This is a genomic window from Silvania confinis (genome assembly GCF_025564085.1).
Lineage (GTDB): Bacteria > Pseudomonadota > Gammaproteobacteria > Enterobacterales > Enterobacteriaceae > Enterobacter > Enterobacter confinis.
The window spans coordinates 1-21,093 of sequence record NZ_JAMGZJ010000067.1 but is presented as its reverse complement, the minus strand read 5'-3'; the positions used below and the strand labels follow the sequence as shown (position 1 = coordinate 21,093).

Below are 21,093 nucleotides of genomic sequence, written 5' to 3'. Positions count from 1 at the left end.
AGACTAGCAATGGGTCAGAAAGTACATCCTAATGGTATTCGCCTGGGTATTGTAAAACCATGGAATTCAACCTGGTTTGCGAACACCAAAGAATTCGCTGACAACCTGGACAGCGATTTTAAAGTACGTCAGTACCTGACTAAGGAACTGGCTAAAGCGTCTGTATCTCGTATCGTTATCGAGCGTCCAGCTAAGAGCATCCGTGTGACCATTCACACTGCTCGTCCTGGCATCGTAATCGGTAAGAAAGGCGAAGACGTAGAAAAACTGCGCAAGGTCGTAGCGGATATCGCTGGCGTTCCTGCACAGATCAATATCGCTGAAGTTCGTAAGCCTGAACTGGACGCTAAATTGGTTGCTGACAGCATTACTTCACAGCTGGAACGTCGCGTTATGTTCCGTCGTGCTATGAAGCGTGCTGTACAGAACGCAATGCGTCTGGGCGCTAAAGGTATTAAAGTTGAAGTTAGCGGCCGTCTGGGCGGCGCGGAAATCGCACGTACCGAATGGTACCGCGAAGGTCGCGTACCGTTGCACACTCTGCGTGCTGACATCGACTACAACACCTCTGAAGCGCACACCACTTACGGTGTAATCGGCGTTAAGGTATGGATCTTCAAAGGTGAGATCCTGGGTGGTATGGCTGCTGTTGAACAACCGGAAAAACCGGCTGCTCAACCTAAAAAGCAGCAGCGTAAAGGCCGTAAATAGGAGCGTCGCTGATGTTACAACCAAAGCGTACAAAATTCCGTAAAGTGCACAAAGGCCGCAACCGTGGTCTGGCGCAGGGTACGGATGTTAGCTTCGGCACTTTCGGTCTGAAAGCTGTTGGCCGTGGGCGTCTGACTGCACGTCAGATCGAAGCAGCACGTCGTGCAATGACCCGTGCAGTTAAGCGTCAAGGTAAAATCTGGATCCGTGTATTCCCGGACAAACCAATTACCGAGAAGCCGCTGGAAGTTCGTATGGGTAAAGGTAAAGGTAACGTTGAGTACTGGGTTGCCTTGATTCAGCCGGGCAAAGTCCTGTATGAAATGGACGGTGTACCGGAAGAGCTGGCCCGTGAAGCATTCGGCCTGGCAGCAGCGAAACTGCCGATCAAAACCACCTTTGTAACTAAGACGGTGATGTAATGAAAGCAAATGAGCTGCGTGAAAAAAGCGTTGAAGAGCTGAACGCTGAGCTGCTGAACCTGCTGCGTGAGCAGTTTAACCTGCGTATGCAGGCGGCAAGTGGCCAGCTGCAACAGACTCACCTGCTGAAGCAGGTACGTCGTGATGTTGCACGCGTTAAGACTTTACTGACTCAGAAGGCGGGTGCGTAATGACCGATAAAATCCGTACTCTGCAAGGTCGTGTTGTTAGCGACAAAATGGAGAAATCCATTGTTGTTGCTATCGAACGTATTGTGAAACACCCGATCTACGGTAAATTCATCAAGCGTACGACCAAACTGCACGTACATGACGAGAACAACGAATGCGGTATCGGCGATAAAGTAGAAATCGCTGAATGCCGTCCGCTGTCCAAGACTAAGTCCTGGACGCTGGTTCGCGTTGTAGAGAAAGCGGTTCTGTAATAGAGTAGCCTTCTCAATACGAATAAACGGCTCAGCAATGAGCCGTTTATTTTTTCTACCCATATTGTAGAAGCGGTGTTATAATGCCGCGCCCTCGATATGGGGCTTTTTAACGGCTCTGATTTTGGAGTCTCAGGTAGTAGTTGACATTAGCGGAGCACTGAAATGATCCAAGAACAGACTATGCTGAACGTCGCCGACAACTCCGGTGCACGTCGCGTAATGTGTATCAAGGTTCTGGGTGGCTCGCACCGTCGCTACGCAGGCGTAGGCGACATCATCAAGATCACCATCAAGGAAGCAATTCCACGTGGTAAGGTCAAAAAAGGTGATGTGCTGAAAGCGGTAGTGGTGCGCACCAGAAAGGGTGTTCGTCGCCCTGACGGTTCTGTCATTCGCTTCGATGGTAATGCATGCGTTATTTTAAACAATAACAGCGAGCAGCCTATCGGCACGCGTATCTTTGGGCCGGTAACTCGTGAACTTCGTACTGAAAAGTTCATGAAAATTATCTCTCTGGCACCAGAAGTACTCTAAGGAGCGAATCATGGCAGCGAAAATCCGTCGTGATGACGAAGTTATCGTGTTAACCGGTAAAGATAAAGGTAAACGCGGTAAAGTAAAAAATGTTCTGTCTTCCGGCAAACTCGTCGTTGAAGGTATCAACCTGGTTAAGAAACATCAGAAGCCGGTTCCGGCCCTGAACCAACCAGGTGGCATCGTTGAAAAAGAAGCTGCTATTCAGGTTTCTAACGTTGCACTCTTCAATGCGGCTACCGGCAAGGCTGACCGTGTAGGCTTTAGATTTGAAGACGGCAAAAAAGTCCGTTTCTTTAAATCTACTAGTGAAACTATCAAGTAATTTGGAGTAGTACGATGGCGAAACTGCATGATTACTACAAAGACGATGTAGTTGCTAAGCTCATGACTGAGTTTAACTACAATTCTGTCATGCAAGTCCCTCGGGTCGAGAAGATCACCCTGAACATGGGTGTTGGTGAAGCGATCGCTGACAAGAAACTGCTGGATAACGCAGCAGCTGATTTGACAGCAATCTCCGGTCAAAAGCCGTTGATCACCAAAGCACGCAAATCTGTTGCAGGCTTCAAAATCCGTCAGGGCTATCCGATCGGCTGTAAAGTAACTCTGCGTGGCGAACGCATGTGGGAGTTCCTTGAGCGCCTGATCACTATTGCTGTACCACGTATCCGTGACTTCCGTGGCTTGTCCGCTAAGTCTTTCGACGGTCGTGGTAACTACAGCATGGGTGTCCGTGAGCAGATCATCTTCCCAGAAATCGACTACGATAAAGTCGACCGCGTGCGTGGTTTGGATATTACCATTACCACTACTGCGAAATCTGACGAAGAAGGCCGTGCTCTGCTGGCTGCCTTTGACTTCCCGTTCCGCAAGTAAGGTAGGGTTACTGAATGGCTAAGCAATCAATGAAAGCACGCGAAGTAAAGCGCGTCGCTTTAGCTGATAAATTCTTCGCTAAACGCGCTGAACTGAAAGCGATCATTTCTGATGTGAACGCTTCCGACGAAGATCGTTGGAATGCTGTTCTCAAGCTGCAGTCTCTGCCGCGTGATTCCAGCCCGTCTCGTCAGCGTAACCGCTGTCGTCAAACAGGTCGTCCACATGGTTTCGTGGGCAAGTTTGGGTTGAGCCGTATCAAACTGCGTGAAGCCGCCATGCGCGGTGAAGTACCAGGCTTGAAAAAGGCTAGCTGGTAATTACCAATTGAATCACGGGAGTAAAGACAGATGAGCATGCAAGATCCGATCGCGGATATGCTGACCCGTATCCGTAACGGTCAGGCCGCGAACAAAGTTGCGGTCACCATGCCTTCCGCCAAGCTGAAAGTGGCAATTGCCAACGTGCTGAAGGAAGAAGGTTTTATCGAAGATTTTAAAGTTGAAGGCGACACCAAGCCGGAACTGGAACTTACTCTTAAGTATTTCCAGGGTAAAGCTGTTGTAGAAAGCATTCAGCGTGTCAGCCGCCCAGGTCTGCGCATCTATAAGAAAAAAGATGAGCTGCCAAAAGTTATGGCCGGCATGGGTATCGCAGTTGTTTCTACCTCAAAAGGTGTTATGACTGATCGTGCAGCGCGCCAAGCTGGTCTTGGTGGCGAAATTATCTGCTACGTAGCCTAATCGGAGGAAAGAATGTCTCGTGTTGCTAAAGCACCGGTCGTTATTCCTGCCGGCGTTGATGTAAAAATCGACGGTCAGGTTATTACGATCAAAGGTAAAAATGGCGAGCTGACTCGTACCCTCAACAAAGCTGTTGAAGTTAATCATGCAGATAATGCACTGACCTTCGGTCCACGTGATGGTTTCGTGGATGGATGGGCTCAGGCTGGTACCGCGCGTGCCCTGCTGAACTCAATGGTTGTTGGTGTTACCGAAGGCTTCACTAAAAAGCTTCAACTTGTTGGTGTAGGTTATCGTGCAGCAATCAAAGGGAATGCAGTAGGCCTGTCTCTGGGCTTCTCACACCCTGTTGAGCATCCGCTGCCAGCCGGTATCACTGCAGAATGTCCAACTCAGACTGAGATCGTGCTGAAAGGCGCTGATAAACAGCTGATTGGTCAGGTTGCAGCAGATCTCCGCGCCTACCGTCGTCCTGAGCCTTACAAAGGCAAGGGTGTTCGTTACGCCGACGAAGTCGTGCGTACCAAAGAGGCTAAGAAGAAGTAAGGTAACACTATGGATAAGAAATCTGCTCGTATCCGTCGTGCGACCCGCGCACGCCGCAAGCTCAAAGAGCTGGGTGCAACTCGCCTGGTGGTACATCGTACCCCGCGTCATATTTACGCACAGGTAATTGCACCGAACGGTTCTGAAGTTCTGGTAGCTGCTTCTACTGTAGAAAAAGCTATTACAGAACAATTGAAGTACACCGGTAACAAAGACGCTGCTGCAGCTGTAGGTAAAGCTGTTGCTGAACGCGCTCTGGAAAAAGGCATCAAAGTTGTGTCCTTTGACCGTTCCGGGTTCCAATATCATGGTCGTGTCCAGGCACTGGCAGATGCTGCCCGTGAAGCTGGCCTTCAGTTCTAAGGTAGAGGTGTAAGATGGCTCACATCGAAAAACAGGCTGGCGAACTGCAGGAAAAGCTGATCGCGGTTAACCGCGTATCTAAAACCGTTAAAGGTGGTCGTATTTTCTCCTTCACAGCTCTGACTGTTGTTGGTGATGGTAATGGTCGCGTTGGTTTTGGTTACGGTAAAGCGCGTGAAGTTCCAGCAGCGATCCAGAAAGCGATGGAAAAAGCCCGTCGCAATATGATTAACGTCGCGCTGAACCACGGCACCCTGCAGCACCCTGTTAAGGGTACTCACACGGGTTCTCGTGTCTTCATGCAGCCGGCTTCTCAAGGTACCGGTATTATCGCCGGTGGTGCAATGCGCGCCGTCCTGGAAGTCGCTGGAGTTCATAACGTTCTGGCCAAAGCATATGGTTCCACCAACCCGATTAACGTGGTTCGTGCAACTATTGATGGTCTGGAAAATATGAAATCTCCAGAAATGGTCGCTGCCAAGCGTGGTAAATCCGTTGAAGAAATTCTGGGGTAATTGACCATGGCAAAGACTATTAAAATTACACAAACCCGCAGTGCAATCGGACGTCTGCCGAAACATAAGGCAACGCTGCTTGGCCTGGGTCTGCGTCGTATTGGTCATACCGTTGAGCGCGAGGATACTCCCGCTGTTCGTGGTATGGTCAACGCGGTTTACTTCATGGTTAAAGTTGAGGAGTAAGAGATGCGTTTAAATACTCTGTCTCCGGCCGAAGGCTCTAAAAAGGCGGGTAAACGCCTGGGTCGTGGTATCGGTTCTGGCCTCGGTAAAACCGGTGGTCGTGGTCACAAAGGTCAGAACTCTCGTTCTGGCGGTGGCGTACGTCGCGGTTTCGAGGGTGGTCAGATGCCACTGTACCGTCGTCTGCCGAAGTTCGGCTTCACTTCTCGCAAATCAGCGATCACAGCCGAAGTTCGTCTGTCTGACCTGGCGAAAATTGAAGGCGGCATTGTGGACCTGAACACGCTGAAAGCAGCTAACGTTATCGGTATCCAGATTGAGTTCGTGAAAGTGATCCTGTCTGGTGAAGTTTCGACTCCGGTAACTGTTCGTGGCCTGCGTGTTACTAAAGGTGCACGTACTGCTATCGAAGCTGCTGGCGGTAAAATCGAGGAATAAGTAGCAGATGGCTAAACAACCGGGATTAGATTTTCAAAGTGCCAAAGGTGGGCTTGGTGAACTGAAGCGCAGACTTTTGTTTGTGATCGGTGCACTGATTGTGTTCCGTATTGGCTCTTTTATTCCGATCCCTGGTATTGATGCCACTGTACTTGCCAAACTGCTTGAGCAACAGCGAGGCACTATCATTGAAATGTTTAACATGTTCTCTGGTGGTGCTCTCAGCCGTGCTTCAATCTTTGCTCTGGGTATCATGCCGTACATTTCGGCATCGATTATTATCCAGCTGCTAACGGTCGTTCATCCGGCCCTGGCAGAACTGAAGAAAGAAGGGGAGTCTGGTCGTCGTAAGATCAGCCAGTACACCCGTTACGGCACTCTGGTGCTGGCAATATTCCAGTCGATCGGTATTGCTACCGGTTTACCGAATATGCCTGGTATGCAGGGCCTGGTTATTAACCCAGGCTTTGCATTCTATTTCACCGCTGTTGTAAGTCTGGTCTCAGGGACAATGTTCCTGATGTGGCTCGGCGAACAGATTACTGAACGTGGTATCGGTAACGGTATTTCGATCATTATCTTCGCTGGTATCGTTGCGGGACTCCCGCCAGCCATTGCCCACACTATCGAGCAAGCGCGTCAAGGCGACCTGCACTTCCTCCTGTTGCTGTTGGTTGCAGTATTAGTATTTGCAGTGACGTTCTTTGTTATCTTCGTTGAACGTGGTCAACGCCGCATTGTGGTGAACTACGCCAAACGTCAGCAAGGCCGTCGTGTATATGCTGCACAGAGCACACATTTGCCGCTGAAAGTGAATATGGCAGGGGTTATCCCGGCAATCTTCGCTTCCAGTATTATTCTGTTCCCAGCAACCATCGCGTCATGGTTCGGGGGCGGAACTGGTTGGAACTGGCTGACAACAATTTCGCTGTATTTGCAGCCTGGGCAACCACTTTATGTGTTACTCTATGCGTCTGCGATCATCTTCTTCTGTTTCTTCTATACGGCGTTGGTCTTCAACCCACGTGAAACAGCAGATAACCTGAAGAAGTCCGGTGCATTTGTACCAGGAATTCGTCCGGGAGAGCAAACGGCGAAGTATATCGATAAAGTAATGACTCGCCTGACTTTGGTTGGTGCGCTTTATATTACTTTTATTTGCCTGATCCCGGAGTTCATGCGTGATGCAATGAAAGTGCCGTTCTACTTCGGTGGAACCTCGCTGCTTATCGTTGTCGTCGTCATTATGGACTTTATGGCTCAAGTGCAAACTCTGATGATGTCGAGTCAGTACGAGTCTGCATTGAAGAAGGCGAACCTGAAAGGCTACGGCCGATAAATGGTCGCCCGAGAAGTTACGGAGAGTAAAAATGAAAGTTCGTGCTTCCGTCAAGAAATTATGCCGTAACTGCAAAATCGTTAAGCGTGATGGTGTCATCCGTGTGATTTGCAGTGCCGAGCCGAAGCATAAACAGCGCCAAGGCTGATTATTTCGCATATTTTTCTTGCAAAGTTGGGTTGAGCTGGCTAGATTAGCCAGCCAATCTTTTGTATGTCTGTACGTATCCATTTGAGTATCCTGAAAACGGGCTTTTCAGCATGGTGCGTACATATTAAATAGTAGGAGTGCATAGTGGCCCGTATAGCAGGCATTAACATTCCTGATCAGAAACATGCTGTGATCGCATTAACTTCGATCTATGGCGTCGGCAAGACCCGTTCTAAGGCCATTCTGGCTGCAGCGGGTATCGCTGAAGATGTTAAGATCAGTGAGCTGTCTGAAGAACAAATCGACACGCTGCGTGACGAAGTTGCCAAATTTGTCGTTGAAGGTGATCTGCGCCGTGAAGTTAGCATGAGCATCAAGCGTCTTATGGATCTTGGTTGCTATCGCGGTTTGCGTCATCGTCGTGGTCTCCCGGTTCGCGGCCAGCGCACCAAGACCAACGCACGTACCCGTAAGGGTCCGCGCAAACCGATCAAGAAATAATCGGGGTGATTGAATAATGGCAAAGGCACCAGTTCGTGCACGTAAGCGTGTAAGAAAACAAGTCTCTGACGGCGTGGCTCATATCCATGCTTCTTTCAACAACACCATCGTTACTATTACTGATCGTCAGGGTAACGCACTGGGTTGGGCAACTGCCGGTGGTTCCGGTTTCCGTGGTTCACGCAAATCAACTCCGTTCGCAGCTCAGGTTGCAGCAGAGCGTTGCGCTGAAGCCGTAAAAGAATACGGCATCAAGAATCTGGAAGTTATGGTAAAAGGTCCGGGTCCGGGTCGCGAATCTACTGTTCGTGCTCTGAACGCCGCTGGTTTCCGCATCACTAATATTACTGATGTGACTCCGATCCCTCATAACGGTTGTCGTCCGCCGAAAAAACGTCGCGTATAACGCCTACGTTTTCTAGGATTGTTGGAGATAGAAAATGGCAAGATATTTGGGTCCTAAGCTCAAGCTTAGCCGTCGTGAGGGCACCGACTTATTCCTTAAGTCTGGCGTTCGCGCGATCGATACCAAGTGTAAAATTGAACAAGCTCCTGGCCAGCACGGTGCGCGTAAACCGCGTCTGTCTGACTATGGTGTTCAGTTGCGTGAAAAGCAGAAAGTTCGCCGTATCTACGGTGTGCTGGAGCGTCAGTTCCGTAACTACTATAAAGAAGCAGCACGTCTGAAAGGCAACACCGGTGAAAACCTGTTGGCTCTGCTGGAAGGTCGTCTGGACAACGTTGTATACCGTATGGGCTTTGGCGCTACTCGTGCTGAAGCACGTCAGATGGTTAGCCATAAAGCAATCATGGTAAACGGTCGTGTTGTTAACATCGCTTCTTATCAGGTTAAAGCGAATGACGTTGTTAGCATTCGTGAGAAAGCGAAAAAGCAATCTCGCGTGAAAGCCGCTCTGGAGCTGGCTGAGCAGCGTGAAAAGCCAACCTGGCTGGAAGTTGATGCTGGCAAGATGGAAGGCACGTTCAAGCGTCAGCCGGAACGTTCTGATCTGTCTGCGGACATTAACGAACACCTGATCGTCGAGCTTTACTCCAAGTAAAGCTTAGTACCAAAGAGAGGACACAATGCAGGGTTCTGTGACAGAGTTTCTAAAACCGCGCCTGGTAGATATCGAGCAAGTGAGTTCGACGCACGCCAAGGTGACCCTTGAGCCTTTAGAGCGTGGCTTTGGCCATACTCTGGGTAACGCACTGCGCCGTATTCTGCTCTCATCGATGCCGGGTTGTGCGGTGACCGAGGTTGAGATTGATGGTGTACTTCATGAGTACAGCACCAAAGAAGGCGTTCAGGAAGATATCCTGGAAATCCTGCTCAACCTGAAAGGGCTGGCGGTGAGAGTTCAGGGGAAAGATGAAGTTATTCTTACTCTGAATAAATCTGGCATTGGCCCTGTGACTGCAGCCGACATTACCCACGACGGTGATGTCGAAATCGTCAAGCCGCAGCACGTGATCTGCCACCTGACTGATGAGAACGCAGCTATTAGCATGCGTATCAAAGTTCAGCGCGGTCGCGGTTATGTGCCGGCTTCTGCCCGAATTCATTCGGAAGAAGATGAGCGCCCAATCGGCCGTCTGTTGGTCGACGCCTGCTATAGCCCTGTAGAGCGTATTGCCTACAATGTTGAAGCAGCGCGTGTAGAACAGCGTACCGACCTGGACAAGCTGGTCATCGAAATGGAAACCAACGGCACAATCGATCCTGAAGAGGCGATTCGTCGTGCGGCAACCATCCTGGCAGAACAACTGGAAGCTTTCGTTGACTTACGTGATGTACGTCAGCCGGAAGTCAAAGAAGAGAAACCAGAATTCGATCCGATCCTGCTGCGCCCTGTTGACGATCTGGAATTGACTGTCCGCTCTGCTAACTGCCTTAAGGCAGAAGCTATCCACTATATCGGTGATCTGGTACAGCGTACCGAGGTTGAGCTTCTTAAGACGCCTAACCTGGGTAAAAAATCTCTTACCGAGATTAAAGACGTGCTGGCTTCGCGTGGTTTGTCTCTGGGCATGCGCCTGGAAAACTGGCCACCAGCAAGCATTGCTGACGAGTAACCGGATCACAGGTTAAGGTTTTACTGAGAAGGATAAGGTCATGCGCCATCGTAAGAGTGGTCGTCAACTGAACCGCAACAGCAGCCATCGCCAGGCTATGTTCCGCAACATGGCAGGTTCACTGGTTCGTCATGAGATCATCAAGACGACCCTGCCTAAAGCGAAAGAGCTGCGTCGCGTAGTTGAGCCGCTGATTACTCTTGCCAAGACTGACAGCGTTGCTAATCGTCGTCTGGCATTCGCCCGTACTCGTGATAACGAGATCGTGGCAAAACTGTTTAACGAATTGGGCCCGCGTTTCGCGAGCCGTGCCGGTGGTTACACTCGTATTCTGAAGTGTGGCTTCCGTGCAGGCGACAACGCTCCGATGGCTTACATCGAGCTGGTTGATCGTTCTGAATCGAAAGCAGAAGCTGCTGCAGAGTAATCTGCAGTAACATGAAGAAACCCGCTTCGGCGGGTTTTTTTATTTTCATCATCTCCCCATCTTACCTACAATAATCCTGTCATTCGTTTGCTGCGGAAGTTTGCTATGTGGTTACTCGACCTGTGGGCAGAACGGTATATTCTTGATGCTCAACGCAAAGGTGAATTCGATAATTTGCAAGGCAGCGGCGAGCCGTTGATGCTTGACGATGATTCGCATGTTCCCGCCGATCTGCGTGCCAGTTACCGCGTGCTGAAAAATGCAGGTTATTTGCCGCCTGAACTTGAGCAGCGTAAAGAAGCCATTGAACTCGCCCGGCTGTTAAGTACGGTCAGAAGAGAATCTGCGGACTATACGGGGTATAGTCGTCGTCTCGTCCTGCTTGAACTGAAACTTCGACAGGCGGGCATGAGTACTGATTTCCTGCAAGGAGATTATTCCGGCAGGCTTTTACAAAAACTCAACGAGGAATAGGTATGTTTCGGATTGGTGAGATCGCAAAGCTAGCGGACGTCACCCCTGACACTATCCGCTATTACGAAAAACAGCAGATGATGGAGCATGAAGTACGCACCGAAGGCGGCTTTAGGTTATATACCGATAAAGATCTTCAGCGACTGAAGTTTATCCGCCATGCCCGGCAGCTCGGATTTACGCTCGAATCGATCCGTGAACTGCTGTCGATCCGAATCGATCCGGAACACCATACCTGCCAGGAGTCTAAAAGCATTGTTCAGGCTAGACTCAGTGAGGTTGAAGCGCGTATTGAAGAGTTACAAACGATGCGCTTGTCTCTGCAACGCTTAAATGATGCCTGCTGTGGCACTTCTCACAGCAGCGTTTACTGTTCTATTCTTGAAACTCTCGAACAAGGGGCTAATGGGGAATCTCGCGGTTGTTGATTTTACTCATGACAGCTTCTACACTCGCGTTGACTTTTTACACACAGGAGAAATTATGAGCCGCTATCAGCATACGAAAGGGCAGATCAACGATAATGCAATTGAAGCACTTCTGCATGATCCGTTATTCAGGCAACGGATTGAGAAGAATAAGAAAGGAAAAGGGAGTTATCTGCGAAAAACAAAACATGCAAAACGGGGTAACTGGGAGGCCAGTGGCAAGCAAGCAAATTGCTTTCTTACCACTGGCCTTCTTACTTCAGGTATCTTAAAGGGTACGGTTATTCTGAACCTTCAGTAAGTCACGAATTTCAGTCAACAACACTTCTTCTTTAGTTGGAACTGGCGCTGCAGCTGGCTCTTCTTTCTTCTTACGATTCAGTCGATTGATAAGCTTGATAGCCATGAAAATGGCGAAGGCAACAATCACAAAATCAAATACGTTCTGAATGAATACTCCGTAGTGCATTACCACTGGCGGAATATCGCCTTGCGCGGCGCGTAAGGTAACGGCGAACTGTTTGAAATCAATACCACCTATCAGTAGGCCCAGCGGCGGCATAATGATATCGGCAACCAGTGAGGAAACGATCTTACCGAACGCTGCACCAATGATCACACCAACTGCCAAATCCACTACGTTCCCACGCATCGCAAATTCGCGAAACTCTTTAATAACACTCATTTTCTTCTCCTTATGCCATCCAATGAGTTTAAGTTTAACAAAGGATTAGTTAATTGCCATTAAGGATGGACAGACGTCATAATAATTTAACCCTTACATATTATTGGGTTAAATGGTTGGAGGGCTATATACAGCCCTCCAGAGAATTACAGGAAGAAAGGACTTGGCTGAAATAACCGCTCGACGTCAGTAATAAACTTTTTGTCCGTCAGAAACATAATGACGTGATCGCCTTGCTCAATACGTAAATTATCGTTGGCGATCATAACTTCATTACCGCGGACAACGGCACCAATGATGGTGCCTGGCGGAAGCTTAATCTCATCAATGGCACGTCCAACCACGCGGGAAGTGCTCTCATCACCGTGCGCTACAGCCTCAATGGCCTCTGCCACTCCACGTCGCAGAGAAGACACCCCAACAATATCGGCTTTACGCACATGGCTCAGCAGGGCAGAAATGGTGGCCTGCTGGGGCGAAATGGCAATATCGATAACGCTTCCCTGGACCAGATCGACATAGGCCCGACGCTGGATAAGCACCATAACCTTCTTTGCACCCATGCGTTTTGCCAGCATTGCTGACATGATGTTTGCTTCATCATCATTGGTAACAGCAATGAAAAGATCAACTTGATCGATGTGCTCTTCAGCAAGCAGCTCTTGATCCGACGCATCACCATAAAAGACGATCGTGTTTTGCAATTTTTCTGCCAGCTCAGAGGCTCGCTGTTGATCGCGTTCGATCAGTTTTACGCTGTAATCTTTTTCAAGCTGCCGAGCCAGGCCGGCGCCGATATTACCGCCCCCTACGAGCATGATGCGTTTATAGGGCTTTTCAAGTCGCTGAAGCTCACTCATTACAGCGCGAATATGCTGGGAGGCGGCGATAAAGAAGACTTCATCCCCGGCTTCAACAATGGTTGACCCTTGCGGCCGGATAGGGCGGTCATGGCGGAAAATAGCCGCAACTCGCGTGTCAATATGCGGCATATGATCGCGCATCGTAGAGAGTGCGTTCCCAATTAATGGGCCACCGTAATAGGCTTTTACAACGGCAAGGCTGACTTTACCTTCGGCAAAATTGACCACCTGCAGTGCACCTGGATATTCGATCAGTCGGTAAATGCTGTCGATAACCAGCTGTTCAGGAGCAATTAAATGGTCAATAGGCACCGCATCAGAATTAAACAACTTATCGGCATCACGGATGTAGTCCGGAGAACGGATGCGCGCGATACGGTTAGGTGTGTTGAATAACGAATAGGCCACCTGACAGGCCACCATATTCGTTTCATCTGAACTGGTGACGGCAACCAGCATGTCTGCATCATCTGCACCGGCCTCACGTAGCACACGAGGATGAGAACCATGACCCTGAACTACGCGCAAATCAAACTTATCCTGCAGACTCCGCAAACGATCGCCATTGGTATCCACGATGGTGATATCGTTATTCTCACCAACCAGGTTTTCAGCCAGCGTCCCGCCGACCTGCCCCGCGCCCAGAATGATTATCTTCATATCATGTGACCCGTTATCAACATCACTCTTTGATTAGCTTAGCGTAAAAGAAGCCGTCGCCTTCTTCTGCCCCAGGCAGATTCTGCTTGCCGGGCTGTTGTGGTGTTCCAGTCGTCTGCAGACGGGCATTAGGCGTACGCTTAAGAAAAGCCGCGATTTGCAGGCTGTTCTCTTCAGGCAACACGGAACAGGTTGCATACACCAGCGTTCCACCTGATTTCAGATGGGGCCAGACCGCATCAAGGATTTCCGATTGCAGCTGCGCGAGTTCGTTGATATCGCGATCGCGACGCAGCCATTTAATATCCGGATGGCGTCGAATAACGCCGGTGGCAGAGCAGGGGGCATCCAGCAAAATGCGATCGAACTGCTCATCGCCACACCATTGGGCTGGTGTACGTCCGTCACCCTGTTTGACTTCTGCCTTCATGCCGAGGCGCTTAAGGTTGTCGTAGACGCGAGACAGACGTTGTTCGTCAATATCGACCGCCATCACGCTTGCCTGAGGTGCGGCCTCAAGGATATGCGTTGTTTTACCGCCTGGTGCTGCGCACAGATCAAGGATGCGCTCACCATTTTGCGGTTCAAGAAAGGTCATGCAGCCTTGAGCAGAGGCGTCCTGAACGGTGACCCAGCCTTGTTCAAAGCCCGGAAGCGCAAGTACAGAAGCAGGGTTTGCCAGACGAACCGCATCGTTATAGTCCGGATGGGTAAATCCACTCATACCTGCCTCTTCAAGCAGCGCCATCCATTCATCGCGAGAATGATGGTTGCGATTGACGCGCAGCCACATCGGCGGACGTAGGTTATTGGCGCCCACAATGGTTTCCCACTGCTGTGGGTAGGCTTTTTGCAGACGTTTTAGCAACCAGTCAGGATGAAGGAAGCGTTTCTCTGAGCCTGAAAATTCTGCGAGCAGTTCATCTTGCTGGCGCTGAAACTGGCGAAGTACGCCATTAATCAGCCCTTTTAACTGCGGGCGCTTCACTGCCACCGCACCTTCAACGGTCTCTGCCAGTGCGGCATGAGGTGGAATACGGGTATGCAATAACTGATAAAGACCAACCATGATCAGATAATGCAGGACGCGTTGCTTACCCGTCATCGGGCGCGACATCAGTTTACCGATCAACCACTCCAGCTGTGGCAATGTGCGCAGGACACCAAAGCACAGCTCCTGGAGCAGTGCTTTGTCTTTATCAGAGACTTTTTGCTGGAACGATGGCAGAACATTGCTCAGAGATTGACCCTGCTCGACCACTTGCTCAATTGCCTGGGCTGCCAGGCTGCGTAAATTTTGTTTTTTCATAACCACAAAAATAAAAATGCCCGGAAACTCCGGGCTTAAAATTGAGATGATTTCAGGCGAGACAATTGCCGGGTGTAAACCATTCACGGCGAGAATTCAGAAGATCCTGCGCACTCATGGCTTTTTTACCTGCAGGTTGTAAGGATTCCAGGTTAAGGATCCCTTCAACAGTGGCGATCTGAATACCTTGCTTGCTCGCGTCGATGATGGTGCCGGGTGCCGCAGTGGACTGGCCAGCAATAACGGAGGCTTGCCAGACTTTTACCGGTTGCCCGTCGATCTCCAGCCAGCTCATCGGCCAGGGATTAAATGCGCGTATACAACGTTCAAGCTGGGCAGCAGAGAGTGACCAGTCGAGACGGGCCTCTTCTTTACTGAGTTTTTCAGCATAAGTGACCAACGCTTCATCTTGTACTTCAGGTTGGATGCTGTTGTTGGCCAACTGTTGCAGTGTATCAATAAGACCTTTCGGCCCGAGCTCCGCCAGTTTGCCATACAGAGTGGCACTGGTATCGTCGGCAGCAATGGGGCAGGAGAGCTTATACAGCATGTCACCGGTATCCAGACCCACATCCATCTGCATAATCGTCACGCCAGTGTTGGCATCCCCGGCCCACAATGCACGTTGTATCGGTGCCGCACCGCGCCAGCGCGGGAGCAGAGAACCATGGACATTAATGCAACCCTGACGCGGCATCTCAAGAACCGCTTTTGGCAGAATAAGGCCGTATGCCACAACTACCATGACATCTGCGTTTAGTTCAGCCACAAGTTGCTGGTTTTCCTGAGGGCGCAGTGACGCAGGTTGAAACACAGGTAAACTATGTTCTTCCGCCAGCACTTTAACCGGGCTCGGCATCAGTTTTTTACCACGGCCTGCAGGGCGATCCGGCTGAGTAAAGACGCCAACAACCTGATGGCCAGACGACAACAGCGCGTCCAGATGACGCGCTGCGAAGTCAGGGGTTCCTGCGAAGATGATGCGTAGTGATGTAGACACGTTAATCCTTGTATCCGGGGTCACGTTATGCGCGGGTGCGCATGCGATCCAGTTTCTCTACTTTCTGACGAATTCGCTGCTGTTTCATTGGCGAGAGATAATCGATAAACAGTTTACCGACCAGATGATCCATCTCGTGCTGAATGCAAATTGCCAGCAGATCGTCCGCTTCCATTTCAAATGGTTTACCGTCGCGATCAAGCGCGCGGATTTTGACTTTTTCTGCGCGGGGTACCAGCGCTCGCTGCTCAGGAATAGAGAGGCAACCTTCTTCTATTCCTGTTTCGCCCCATTTTTCCAGCAACTCGGGGTTAATCAATACCAGACGTTCTTCCCGGTTTTCAGAAACGTCGATCACGATGATGCGCTGGTGAATATCAACCTGCGTAGCGGCGAGACCAATGCCCTCTTCAGCGTACATCGTATCGAACATATCATCGATGATACGCTGAGTTTCTGCATTCACTTCTTTAACCGGCTCGGCGACTTTGCGAAGGCGCTCGTCCGGGATATGTAACACTTGCAAAACTGCCATATATTTCCAGAGTCGTATTCAGGAGTTGAAAAGAATATTACCTCTATTCTAGACAAATCCCCCCCTGATTGACAGCATCACTGACCAATCGCAAAGATTGCTATGGCTGCTTGTGGCAGGGGAAAGGATGACATCCACAGAGATATGGTTACGCCTGATAAACATCGGAGAATTGTACGGCGACAGGATGGTGCTGATAGCGCAAAAATTGCAGCGCGAGGCTCATCTTGATAGCGCTGTACTGGCGGCGGCAGAGCTCACGCAAAAGCAAAATGAGCGCTTTTTTTCATGTTCACCTCGCGATATTGAACGCAGTATGAACTGGCTGGCAGAACCGGGGCATCATCTTATCTGTGCAGATCACTCTTCATACCCGCCACAGTTGCGGGCCATTGCAGATTTCCCCGGCGCGCTTTTTGTGAGGGGCAATCCATCGATACTGGAGAGCCTGCAACTCGCTGTTGTTGGCAGCCGTTCGCACTCCTGGTATGGCGAGCGTTGGGGAAAGATCTTCTGCGAACAGCTGGCCCTGGCCGGGCTAACCATTACCAGCGGTCTGGCGTGCGGAATCGATGGAATCGCTCACCGTGCGGCGCTAAACGTTAAGGGAAAAAGTGTAGCGGTATTAGGTAATGGCCTGTCTACCGTCTATCCCCGTCGCCATGTCTCCCTGGCTGAGAACCTGATCGCAAACGGTGGTGCTATCGTTTCAGAGTTCGCGCTTGCGACACCCCCGTGGCCAGGTAACTTCCCTCGACGTAATCGCATTATTAGTGGGCTGAGCCAGGGCGTTTTTGTTATAGAAGCGATGCTGCGCAGCGGGTCGCTCGTTACCGCAAAATGTGCCCTTGAACAGGGGCGTGAAATTTTTGCCTTGCCGGGGGCCGTCGGCAGTCCGGGATGCGAAGGGCCGCACTGGCTGATTAAGGAGGGTGCCACTCCCGTTACTGCGGCAGAGGACATTCTGGAAAGTTTGCGATCCAGCTTCAATTGGCTTGTGGGTGAACCCGAAAATAGACTTAATTTATCAGATCAAGACCAGGTAGCATTGCCATTTCCTGAGCTCCTGGCTAACGTAGGAGATGAGGTAACACCTGTTGACGTTGTCGCTGAACGTGCCGGCCAACCTGTGCCAGTAACGGTAGCACAGCTACTGGAACTGGAGTTAGCAGGATGGATCGCAGCTGTACCCGGCGGCTATGTCCGATTAAGGAGGGCATGCCATGTTCGACGTACTGATGTATTTGTTTGAGACTTACATCCATAACGAAGCTGAAGCGCGCGTGGATCAGGACAAGCTTACGCGCGATCTTACTGATGCGGGTTTTGAACGGGAAGATATCTACAACGCGTTAATATGGCTCGAAAAACTGGCTGATTATCAGGAAGGCCTCGCCGAACCGATGCAGTTGGTTTCCGATCCGCTGTCTGTGCGCATCTATACTGCTGATGAATGTGAAAGGCTGGATGCGAGTTGCCGGGGATTCATTTTATTCCTGGAGCAAATTCAGGTGCTCAACCTCGAAACGCGTGAAATGGTGATAGAACGCGTTATGGCTCTGGATACGGCAGAATTTGAGCTGGAAGACCTAAAATGGGTCATCCTGATGGTTCTGTTCAATATTCCGGGCTGTGAAAATGCCTATCAGCAAATGGAAGAATTACTCTTTGAAGTGAATGAAGGTATGCTGCATTAATTCATCAGCAGCACCAAGAGTTGTTATGGCCAAATCAGCACTATTTACGGTGCATAAAAACGAGCCCTGCCCGCAGTGTGGGGCAGAGCTTGTTATCCGCTCCGGTAAGCACGGGCCGTTTCTCGGTTGTGCACATTTTCCAGAATGTGATTATGTTCGTCCCCTGAAAAATCAGGCAGACGGACACATTGTTAAGATTCTGGAGGGGCAGGCATGCCCACAATGTGGCGACGATCTGGCGCTGCGTCAGGGGCGTTTCGGCATGTTTATCGGCTGCTGTCGCTATCCCGAATGTGGACACACAGAACAAATTGATAAGCCCGATGAAACCGCGTTGGCCTGCCCGCAATGCGACAGTGGGCATCTTGTTCAACGGCGTTCGCGTTACGGTAAGACATTCTACTCCTGCGATCGTTATCCTGAATGTCAGTTCGTAACCAATTTCAAACCGGTGGCGGGATGTTGTCCTGAGTGCCAGTACCCGCTACTTATCGAAAAGAAAACTGCGCAAGGCGTCAAGCGCTTCTGTGCCAGTAAACAATGTGGAAAGCCGGTTCCGGCGGATCAAAATAGTGAATAACAACCTGCCATCAGGCTCTATCGCGCATGCGGTGGATGTACTGAATAAAGAAGAAGTCATCGCCTATCCAACAGAAGCTGTTTTTGGGGTCGGATGCGATCCCGACAGTGAAACCGCCGTTAGCCGGTTATTAGCACTAAAACAGAGACCGGTAGAGAAAGGTCTCATTTTAATCGCTTCCAGCTTCGAGCAAATTCAACCCTATATTGATGATTCGATGCTGACGCCAGCGCAACGTGAGTCAATTTTTACCGCCTGGCCTGGGCCGGTGACGTTTGTCTTCCCGGCACTGCCGACTACCCCACGCTGGCTTACGGGTCGTTTTGACTCACTTGCCGTTCGCGTGACGGATCATCCTTTGGTTATCGAATTGTGTAACGCGTTTGGTAAACCGCTAGTTTCTACCAGCGCCAATCTGACCGGATTACCGCCTTGTCGTACAGCCGAAGAAGTGCAGACGCAGTTCGGCCATGATTTCCCCGTCGTTATCGGCGATACCAGTGGACGCCTGAACCCGTCAGAAATCCGAGATGCTTTAACCGGCGAACGTTTTCGCCAGGGGTAATAAGATGGAAACGTATGCCGTTTTTGGTAATCCCATTGCGCACAGCAAGTCGCCCTTTATTCACCAGCAATTCGCGCAGCAACTACACATTGAGCATCCTTATGGTCGCGTAATTGCGCCTGTCGATGCCTTTGTAAGCACGCTGGAAGCTTTCTTTACTGATGGCGGAAAAGGGGCGAATGTTACTGTACCTTTTAAAGAAGAGGCATTTGAACGCGCCGATGAATTAACTGAACGCGCCTCTCTTGCTGGTGCCGTGAATACACTTAAGCGCCTGGAGGATGGTCGGATTCTGGGGGACAACACCGATGGCATTGGTTTACTGAGCGATCTGGAACGGCTGTCATTTATCAAACCCGGGGCGCGGATCCTGCTGATTGGCGCGGGCGGGGCATCGCGTGGGGTCATTTTGCCTCTGCTCTCGCTGGATTGTGCGGTCACTATTACGAATCGAACCTATTCCCGCGCTGAAGGTCTGGCTGCGCTTTTTGCCCATACCGGCAGTATTCATGCTGTCGCTATGGATGCGTTAAGCGGGCAAGAATTCGACCTTATCATTAATGCGACTTCTAGTGGCTTGGGTGGTGAGGTTCCAGCGATCCCTTCTTCAGTCGTGAACCCGCATGTCCGCTGCTACGACATGTTTTATCAAAAAGGTAGAACACCTTTTCTGAGCTGGTGTGAGCAGCAGGGAGCAAAACATCTCGCCGATGGTCTAGGTATGCTGGTGGGTCAGGCTGCGCATGCGGTGATGCTCTGGCACGGCGTATTACCGGCAGTAGAGCCAGTAATTGAGAAGCTTAAGCAGGAGCTTTCTGTTTGAACCAGGCGATCCAGTTCCCGGAGCGGGAATATTGGGATGAAAAAAAGTCGGCGGTTTGCTTCCCAGCGCTGGTAAACGGCATGCTAGTGATGTGTGCCATTGCAGGCATCACGCTGGAGCGCCGTTTTGGCGATATCGATGCACTGTACGCTTTTCGCGATCATCGCTGGGATCTGGAAGAAGAAGCCAGCGATGAGATCCGCGAGGGACTGGATGACGATCAGGGTTGGTTCTGGCTCTCCTGATCCAGATAGTCATTCTTCCACTTAACGTAGTTATTGGCTGAATACTTCAAGGCTTCCTTTTCCGCTTCCGTCAGGGGGCGGATCTGCTTAACCGGGCTACCTAAATAAAGAAAGCCACTCTCGAGTCGCTTGTTTTGCGGCACCAGGCTGCCCGCGCCAATCATTACATCATCTTCTATTACGACACCATCCAACAAAATCGAGCCCATGCCGACCAGAACGCGATTGCCGATTATGCAACCGTGCAGCATGACTTTATGGCCGACGGTGACATCTTCGCCAATGATCAGCGGATTGCCTTCAGGATTGTATGAAGATTTGTGGGTGACATGCAGAACGCTGCCATCCTGAATATTGGTACGTGCGCCGATTGCGACATAATTGACATCGCCGCGAATAGCGACCAATGGCCAGATGCTGACGTCGTCATCCATTCGGACATCGCCAATAACCACGCTACTGCTGTCGATCATTACGCGATCGCCTTGTTGCGGGAATAGATCTTTATAAGGACGGAGTACTGCGGACATATCAACCTCGACTGATGATCACTATACAGATGACTTTGATCGTATTATTCAGCTTGATCAAGGGGGAAATACGTCAATATTTGAGCGGATCGGATGGGATTTCAGCGAAAAGGACGAAAAAAAAGCAGTCAAAATAAAAGATCGAAAAAATGCTTGTGCTAAAAACTGGGATCCCTATAATGCGCCTCCATCGACACGGAACATGTGAATCACTTCACACAAACAGCCGGTTCGGTTGAAGAGAAAAGCGAAAATAAACGCTTGACTCTGAAAGAGGAAAGCGTAATATACGCCACCTCGCAACGGTGAGCGAAAGCCGCGTTGCACTGCTCTTTAACAATTTATCAGACAATCTGTGTGGGCACTCAAAGTGACATGGATTCTAAACGTCGCAAGACGCTAAATGAATACCAAAGTCTCT

The 21,093-nt window shown here is 50.3% G+C and carries 36 protein-coding genes; 30 read left to right on the top strand and 6 right to left on the bottom strand.

The window, feature by feature from the left end; all coding sequences use genetic code 11:
• The first annotated feature begins 9 nt into the window (after positions 1 to 9).
• The 24 genes from rpsC (at position 10) to M8013_RS03750 (ending at position 11,481) form a co-directional block, all read left to right on the top strand.
• On the top strand, positions 10 to 711 hold the full coding sequence (gene rpsC, locus M8013_RS03865; RefSeq protein ID WP_000529945.1) for a 30S ribosomal protein S3: 702 nt from the start codon (positions 10 to 12) through the stop codon (positions 709 to 711).
• A gap of 11 nt (positions 712 to 722) precedes the next feature.
• Entirely contained in the window at positions 723 to 1,133 is a 411-nt protein-coding gene (gene rplP / locus M8013_RS03860) for a 50S ribosomal protein L16 (protein WP_002919759.1), read from the top strand.
• A complete protein-coding gene (rpmC, locus tag M8013_RS03855) occupies positions 1,133 to 1,324 on the top strand; it encodes a 50S ribosomal protein L29 (protein WP_032614707.1) in 192 nt (63 codons plus the stop codon). Before rplP ends, rpmC begins: the two co-directional genes overlap by 1 nt.
• The gene (gene rpsQ, locus M8013_RS03850; RefSeq protein WP_271266504.1) at positions 1,324 to 1,578 is read left to right on the top strand and encodes a 30S ribosomal protein S17; all 255 of its coding nucleotides are present in this window, start codon (positions 1,324 to 1,326) and stop codon (positions 1,576 to 1,578) included. Before rpmC ends, rpsQ begins: the two co-directional genes overlap by 1 nt.
• Before the next feature lie 165 nt (positions 1,579 to 1,743).
• On the top strand, positions 1,744 to 2,115 hold the full coding sequence (gene rplN, locus M8013_RS03845; RefSeq protein WP_004160583.1) for a 50S ribosomal protein L14: 372 nt from the start codon (positions 1,744 to 1,746) through the stop codon (positions 2,113 to 2,115).
• Positions 2,116 to 2,125: 10 nt separating this feature from the next.
• On the top strand, positions 2,126 to 2,440 hold the full coding sequence (gene rplX / locus M8013_RS03840; RefSeq protein ID WP_006178919.1) for a 50S ribosomal protein L24: 315 nt from the start codon (positions 2,126 to 2,128) through the stop codon (positions 2,438 to 2,440).
• A 14-nt stretch (positions 2,441 to 2,454) separates the two neighbouring features.
• The gene (gene rplE, locus M8013_RS03835) at positions 2,455 to 2,994 is read left to right on the top strand and encodes a 50S ribosomal protein L5 (protein WP_271266503.1); all 540 of its coding nucleotides are present in this window, start codon (positions 2,455 to 2,457) and stop codon (positions 2,992 to 2,994) included.
• 14 nt (positions 2,995 to 3,008) lie between these two features.
• Positions 3,009 to 3,314 (top strand): 30S ribosomal protein S14, encoded by a 306-nt coding sequence (gene rpsN, locus M8013_RS03830; RefSeq protein ID WP_032614701.1) that lies wholly within the window; start codon positions 3,009 to 3,011, stop codon positions 3,312 to 3,314.
• Positions 3,315 to 3,344: 30 nt separating this feature from the next.
• On the top strand, positions 3,345 to 3,737 hold the full coding sequence (gene rpsH / locus M8013_RS03825) for a 30S ribosomal protein S8 (protein WP_032614699.1): 393 nt from the start codon (positions 3,345 to 3,347) through the stop codon (positions 3,735 to 3,737).
• Between the two features lie 12 nt (positions 3,738 to 3,749).
• Positions 3,750 to 4,283 carry a 50S ribosomal protein L6 gene (rplF, locus tag M8013_RS03820; RefSeq protein WP_271266502.1) on the top strand — a complete coding sequence of 178 codons (534 nt, stop codon included), beginning with the start codon at positions 3,750 to 3,752 and terminating at the stop codon, positions 4,281 to 4,283.
• Between the two features lie 9 nt (positions 4,284 to 4,292).
• On the top strand, positions 4,293 to 4,646 hold the full coding sequence (rplR, locus tag M8013_RS03815) for a 50S ribosomal protein L18 (RefSeq protein ID WP_015960708.1): 354 nt from the start codon (positions 4,293 to 4,295) through the stop codon (positions 4,644 to 4,646).
• A 14-nt stretch (positions 4,647 to 4,660) separates the two neighbouring features.
• Positions 4,661 to 5,161, top strand: coding sequence for a 30S ribosomal protein S5 (gene rpsE, locus M8013_RS03810; protein ID WP_271266501.1), 501 nt, complete (start codon positions 4,661 to 4,663; stop codon positions 5,159 to 5,161).
• A 6-nt stretch (positions 5,162 to 5,167) separates the two neighbouring features.
• Positions 5,168 to 5,347, top strand: coding sequence for a 50S ribosomal protein L30 (rpmD, locus tag M8013_RS03805; protein ID WP_003863301.1), 180 nt, complete (start codon positions 5,168 to 5,170; stop codon positions 5,345 to 5,347).
• A 3-nt stretch (positions 5,348 to 5,350) separates the two neighbouring features.
• Positions 5,351 to 5,785 (top strand): 50S ribosomal protein L15, encoded by a 435-nt coding sequence (gene rplO, locus M8013_RS03800; protein ID WP_271266500.1) that lies wholly within the window; start codon positions 5,351 to 5,353, stop codon positions 5,783 to 5,785.
• A gap of 7 nt (positions 5,786 to 5,792) precedes the next feature.
• On the top strand, positions 5,793 to 7,124 hold the full coding sequence (gene secY / locus M8013_RS03795) for a preprotein translocase subunit SecY (protein WP_271266499.1): 1,332 nt from the start codon (positions 5,793 to 5,795) through the stop codon (positions 7,122 to 7,124).
• Positions 7,125 to 7,155: 31 nt separating this feature from the next.
• Complete coding sequence (gene rpmJ / locus M8013_RS03790) at positions 7,156 to 7,272, top strand: 50S ribosomal protein L36 (protein WP_000868187.1); 117 nt, start codon at positions 7,156 to 7,158, stop codon at positions 7,270 to 7,272.
• A gap of 146 nt (positions 7,273 to 7,418) precedes the next feature.
• Positions 7,419 to 7,775, top strand: coding sequence for a 30S ribosomal protein S13 (rpsM, locus tag M8013_RS03785; RefSeq protein WP_003031135.1), 357 nt, complete (start codon positions 7,419 to 7,421; stop codon positions 7,773 to 7,775).
• Between the two features lie 16 nt (positions 7,776 to 7,791).
• A complete protein-coding gene (gene rpsK / locus M8013_RS03780; protein WP_003863312.1) occupies positions 7,792 to 8,181 on the top strand; it encodes a 30S ribosomal protein S11 in 390 nt (129 codons plus the stop codon).
• A 34-nt stretch (positions 8,182 to 8,215) separates the two neighbouring features.
• Complete coding sequence (rpsD, locus tag M8013_RS03775) at positions 8,216 to 8,836, top strand: 30S ribosomal protein S4 (protein WP_271266498.1); 621 nt, start codon at positions 8,216 to 8,218, stop codon at positions 8,834 to 8,836.
• Between the two features lie 25 nt (positions 8,837 to 8,861).
• Entirely contained in the window at positions 8,862 to 9,851 is a 990-nt protein-coding gene (locus M8013_RS03770) for a DNA-directed RNA polymerase subunit alpha (RefSeq protein ID WP_002919219.1), read from the top strand.
• Between the two features lie 40 nt (positions 9,852 to 9,891).
• Positions 9,892 to 10,278, top strand: a complete 387-nt coding sequence (gene rplQ, locus M8013_RS03765) for a 50S ribosomal protein L17 (protein ID WP_001216372.1) — start codon at positions 9,892 to 9,894, stop codon at positions 10,276 to 10,278.
• A gap of 105 nt (positions 10,279 to 10,383) precedes the next feature.
• Complete coding sequence (locus M8013_RS03760; protein WP_271266497.1) at positions 10,384 to 10,752, top strand: DnaJ family domain-containing protein; 369 nt, start codon at positions 10,384 to 10,386, stop codon at positions 10,750 to 10,752.
• A 2-nt stretch (positions 10,753 to 10,754) separates the two neighbouring features.
• Entirely contained in the window at positions 10,755 to 11,180 is a 426-nt protein-coding gene (gene zntR / locus M8013_RS03755; RefSeq protein WP_271266496.1) for a Zn(2+)-responsive transcriptional regulator, read from the top strand.
• Positions 11,181 to 11,235: 55 nt separating this feature from the next.
• Positions 11,236 to 11,481 carry an alternative ribosome-rescue factor A gene (locus tag M8013_RS03750; RefSeq protein ID WP_271266495.1) on the top strand — a complete coding sequence of 82 codons (246 nt, stop codon included), beginning with the start codon at positions 11,236 to 11,238 and terminating at the stop codon, positions 11,479 to 11,481.
• Here M8013_RS03750 and mscL read toward each other — a convergent pair.
• From mscL to def, 5 genes are all read right to left on the bottom strand, one after another.
• Positions 11,449 to 11,865 carry a large-conductance mechanosensitive channel protein MscL gene (mscL, locus tag M8013_RS03745; protein ID WP_271266494.1) on the bottom strand — a complete coding sequence of 139 codons (417 nt, stop codon included), beginning with the start codon at positions 11,863 to 11,865 and terminating at the stop codon, positions 11,449 to 11,451. The genes M8013_RS03750 and mscL overlap by 33 nt on opposite strands.
• Positions 11,866 to 12,011: 146 nt before the next feature.
• Positions 12,012 to 13,388 carry a Trk system potassium transporter TrkA gene (gene trkA / locus M8013_RS03740; protein WP_271266493.1) on the bottom strand — a complete coding sequence of 459 codons (1,377 nt, stop codon included), beginning with the start codon at positions 13,386 to 13,388 and terminating at the stop codon, positions 12,012 to 12,014.
• 22 nt (positions 13,389 to 13,410) lie between these two features.
• A complete protein-coding gene (gene rsmB / locus M8013_RS03735) occupies positions 13,411 to 14,697 on the bottom strand; it encodes a 16S rRNA (cytosine(967)-C(5))-methyltransferase RsmB (RefSeq protein WP_271266492.1) in 1,287 nt (428 codons plus the stop codon).
• A gap of 52 nt (positions 14,698 to 14,749) precedes the next feature.
• A complete protein-coding gene (gene fmt / locus M8013_RS03730; protein ID WP_271266491.1) occupies positions 14,750 to 15,697 on the bottom strand; it encodes a methionyl-tRNA formyltransferase in 948 nt (315 codons plus the stop codon).
• 25 nt (positions 15,698 to 15,722) lie between these two features.
• Positions 15,723 to 16,232 carry a peptide deformylase gene (def, locus tag M8013_RS03725; protein ID WP_271266490.1) on the bottom strand — a complete coding sequence of 170 codons (510 nt, stop codon included), beginning with the start codon at positions 16,230 to 16,232 and terminating at the stop codon, positions 15,723 to 15,725.
• Between the two features lie 127 nt (positions 16,233 to 16,359).
• On the opposite strand from def, the gene dprA reads away from it, so the two are divergent.
• The 6 genes from dprA to M8013_RS03695 are packed head-to-tail and all read left to right on the top strand — an operon-like array spanning position 16,360 to position 20,142.
• Positions 16,360 to 17,484, top strand: coding sequence for a DNA-protecting protein DprA (gene dprA / locus M8013_RS03720; protein WP_271266489.1), 1,125 nt, complete (start codon positions 16,360 to 16,362; stop codon positions 17,482 to 17,484).
• Entirely contained in the window at positions 17,456 to 17,929 is a 474-nt protein-coding gene (gene smg / locus M8013_RS03715) for a DUF494 family protein Smg (protein ID WP_271266488.1), read from the top strand. The genes dprA and smg overlap by 29 nt, the downstream gene beginning before the upstream one ends.
• Positions 17,930 to 17,954: 25 nt before the next feature.
• Positions 17,955 to 18,509, top strand: coding sequence for a DNA topoisomerase family protein (locus M8013_RS03710; RefSeq protein WP_271266487.1), 555 nt, complete (start codon positions 17,955 to 17,957; stop codon positions 18,507 to 18,509).
• A complete protein-coding gene (gene tsaC / locus M8013_RS03705; protein ID WP_271266486.1) occupies positions 18,502 to 19,074 on the top strand; it encodes an L-threonylcarbamoyladenylate synthase type 1 TsaC in 573 nt (190 codons plus the stop codon). Before M8013_RS03710 ends, tsaC begins: the two co-directional genes overlap by 8 nt.
• 4 nt (positions 19,075 to 19,078) lie before the next feature.
• Positions 19,079 to 19,897, top strand: a complete 819-nt coding sequence (gene aroE, locus M8013_RS03700; protein WP_271266485.1) for a shikimate dehydrogenase — start codon at positions 19,079 to 19,081, stop codon at positions 19,895 to 19,897.
• Entirely contained in the window at positions 19,894 to 20,142 is a 249-nt protein-coding gene (locus tag M8013_RS03695) for a DUF1488 family protein (RefSeq protein ID WP_271266484.1), read from the top strand. The genes aroE and M8013_RS03695 overlap by 4 nt, the downstream gene beginning before the upstream one ends.
• Here M8013_RS03695 and M8013_RS03690 read toward each other — a convergent pair.
• A complete protein-coding gene (locus M8013_RS03690) occupies positions 20,118 to 20,672 on the bottom strand; it encodes a gamma carbonic anhydrase family protein (RefSeq protein WP_271266483.1) in 555 nt (184 codons plus the stop codon). The genes M8013_RS03695 and M8013_RS03690 overlap by 25 nt on opposite strands.
• Positions 20,673 to 21,093 lie beyond the last annotated feature (421 nt).

What these genes read in the sequence shown, in the direction of transcription:
- rplF (WP_271266502.1), top strand. Translation starts at nt 3,750, where the DNA reads ATGTCTCGTGTTGCTAAAGCACCGGTCGTTATTCCTGCCGGCGTTGAT.
- rpsH (WP_032614699.1), top strand. Translation starts at nt 3,345, where the DNA reads ATGAGCATGCAAGATCCGATCGCGGATATGCTGACCCGTATCCGTAAC.
- rplQ (WP_001216372.1), top strand. Translation starts at nt 9,892, where the DNA reads ATGCGCCATCGTAAGAGTGGTCGTCAACTGAACCGCAACAGCAGCCAT.
- rplE (WP_271266503.1), top strand. Translation starts at nt 2,455, where the DNA reads ATGGCGAAACTGCATGATTACTACAAAGACGATGTAGTTGCTAAGCTC.
- M8013_RS03710 (WP_271266487.1), top strand. Translation starts at nt 17,955, where the DNA reads ATGGCCAAATCAGCACTATTTACGGTGCATAAAAACGAGCCCTGCCCG.
- rpsN (WP_032614701.1), top strand. Translation starts at nt 3,009, where the DNA reads ATGGCTAAGCAATCAATGAAAGCACGCGAAGTAAAGCGCGTCGCTTTA.
- M8013_RS03760 (WP_271266497.1), top strand. Translation starts at nt 10,384, where the DNA reads ATGTGGTTACTCGACCTGTGGGCAGAACGGTATATTCTTGATGCTCAA.
- M8013_RS03770 (WP_002919219.1), top strand. Translation starts at nt 8,862, where the DNA reads ATGCAGGGTTCTGTGACAGAGTTTCTAAAACCGCGCCTGGTAGATATC.
- rpmD (WP_003863301.1), top strand. Translation starts at nt 5,168, where the DNA reads ATGGCAAAGACTATTAAAATTACACAAACCCGCAGTGCAATCGGACGT.
- rsmB (WP_271266492.1), bottom strand. Translation starts at nt 14,697, where the DNA reads ATGAAAAAACAAAATTTACGCAGCCTGGCAGCCCAGGCAATTGAGCAA.
- M8013_RS03690 (WP_271266483.1), bottom strand. Translation starts at nt 20,672, where the DNA reads ATGTCCGCAGTACTCCGTCCTTATAAAGATCTATTCCCGCAACAAGGC.
- mscL (WP_271266494.1), bottom strand. Translation starts at nt 11,865, where the DNA reads ATGAGTGTTATTAAAGAGTTTCGCGAATTTGCGATGCGTGGGAACGTA.
- zntR (WP_271266496.1), top strand. Translation starts at nt 10,755, where the DNA reads ATGTTTCGGATTGGTGAGATCGCAAAGCTAGCGGACGTCACCCCTGAC.
- rplO (WP_271266500.1), top strand. Translation starts at nt 5,351, where the DNA reads ATGCGTTTAAATACTCTGTCTCCGGCCGAAGGCTCTAAAAAGGCGGGT.
- secY (WP_271266499.1), top strand. Translation starts at nt 5,793, where the DNA reads ATGGCTAAACAACCGGGATTAGATTTTCAAAGTGCCAAAGGTGGGCTT.
- rpsQ (WP_271266504.1), top strand. Translation starts at nt 1,324, where the DNA reads ATGACCGATAAAATCCGTACTCTGCAAGGTCGTGTTGTTAGCGACAAA.
- trkA (WP_271266493.1), bottom strand. Translation starts at nt 13,388, where the DNA reads ATGAAGATAATCATTCTGGGCGCGGGGCAGGTCGGCGGGACGCTGGCT.
- rpmJ (WP_000868187.1), top strand. Translation starts at nt 7,156, where the DNA reads ATGAAAGTTCGTGCTTCCGTCAAGAAATTATGCCGTAACTGCAAAATC.
- rplR (WP_015960708.1), top strand. Translation starts at nt 4,293, where the DNA reads ATGGATAAGAAATCTGCTCGTATCCGTCGTGCGACCCGCGCACGCCGC.
- rplX (WP_006178919.1), top strand. Translation starts at nt 2,126, where the DNA reads ATGGCAGCGAAAATCCGTCGTGATGACGAAGTTATCGTGTTAACCGGT.
- rpsE (WP_271266501.1), top strand. Translation starts at nt 4,661, where the DNA reads ATGGCTCACATCGAAAAACAGGCTGGCGAACTGCAGGAAAAGCTGATC.
- rpsC (WP_000529945.1), top strand. Translation starts at nt 10, where the DNA reads ATGGGTCAGAAAGTACATCCTAATGGTATTCGCCTGGGTATTGTAAAA.
- rplN (WP_004160583.1), top strand. Translation starts at nt 1,744, where the DNA reads ATGATCCAAGAACAGACTATGCTGAACGTCGCCGACAACTCCGGTGCA.
- def (WP_271266490.1), bottom strand. Translation starts at nt 16,232, where the DNA reads ATGGCAGTTTTGCAAGTGTTACATATCCCGGACGAGCGCCTTCGCAAA.
- aroE (WP_271266485.1), top strand. Translation starts at nt 19,079, where the DNA reads ATGGAAACGTATGCCGTTTTTGGTAATCCCATTGCGCACAGCAAGTCG.
- M8013_RS03750 (WP_271266495.1), top strand. Translation starts at nt 11,236, where the DNA reads ATGAGCCGCTATCAGCATACGAAAGGGCAGATCAACGATAATGCAATT.
- dprA (WP_271266489.1), top strand. Translation starts at nt 16,360, where the DNA reads ATGACATCCACAGAGATATGGTTACGCCTGATAAACATCGGAGAATTG.
- rplP (WP_002919759.1), top strand. Translation starts at nt 723, where the DNA reads ATGTTACAACCAAAGCGTACAAAATTCCGTAAAGTGCACAAAGGCCGC.
- rpmC (WP_032614707.1), top strand. Translation starts at nt 1,133, where the DNA reads ATGAAAGCAAATGAGCTGCGTGAAAAAAGCGTTGAAGAGCTGAACGCT.
- rpsD (WP_271266498.1), top strand. Translation starts at nt 8,216, where the DNA reads ATGGCAAGATATTTGGGTCCTAAGCTCAAGCTTAGCCGTCGTGAGGGC.
- rpsK (WP_003863312.1), top strand. Translation starts at nt 7,792, where the DNA reads ATGGCAAAGGCACCAGTTCGTGCACGTAAGCGTGTAAGAAAACAAGTC.
- smg (WP_271266488.1), top strand. Translation starts at nt 17,456, where the DNA reads ATGTTCGACGTACTGATGTATTTGTTTGAGACTTACATCCATAACGAA.